This is a genomic window from Pseudomonas sp. CJQ_9, from assembly GCF_043106615.1.
In the GTDB taxonomy this organism is placed as follows: Bacteria; Pseudomonadota; Gammaproteobacteria; order Pseudomonadales; family Pseudomonadaceae; genus Aquipseudomonas; species Aquipseudomonas juntendi.
The window spans coordinates 1-540 of record NZ_JBICMS010000052.1 but is presented as its reverse complement, the minus strand read 5'-3'; the positions used below and the strand labels follow the sequence as shown (position 1 = coordinate 540).

Sequence of the window (540 nt, the reverse complement as noted above, 5' to 3'; positions counted from 1 at the left end):
GCTTTGGCAAAGCCACTGAGAATTCTTGCTGCACTACCTGCCAGCCGATCATTTTCCATCTCGGCTTCGGTTGTCAGGTGATTGATACAGCCGAGCATGACGGAGAGTTCGGAGAAAGCATGATTGAAGGGGATGTTGGCCTGTACGCGGAAAAGCTCCATGCAGGTTTCTTTACCGACAGTGCTGCTGTAGCTCGGATGGGTAGAATCAAGGTCGTGCTTGGTCATGGTTGGAATCCAATGTCGTTAATTGGACCACCAACTCGTCTTTCTCACGGACAAGGGGTGGCAGCCGTACGCGGGGTGAGAAACCGAGGACATTGAACCCGGCCAGGCCGAAGCCTGCCCACGTAGGCTGCCATGACTGGAAGTCCGTTCAACATCGTTCGGGTTCTCACACCCGATCACCATGAATGGCGACCCTACGACGTTAGCCCTGGGGCATTTCCCCTACAACAGAGCAGCTTCCACGCGGCTCGTAGGATAATTCCCAAGCAGCGCCGATTGAAGCTTTGGGCTCAGGTTGAGGAAAAGTCGTACG

Annotated in this window: 1 protein-coding gene; it reads right to left on the bottom strand. The window is 54.6% G+C overall.

Translation table 11 applies throughout. The features are described from left to right. A partial coding sequence (locus ACF8SD_RS08910; RefSeq protein WP_392503880.1) for a DUF3077 domain-containing protein occupies window positions 1-227 on the bottom strand: 227 nt, incomplete at its 3' end. Window positions 228-540: the final 313 nt, after the last annotated feature.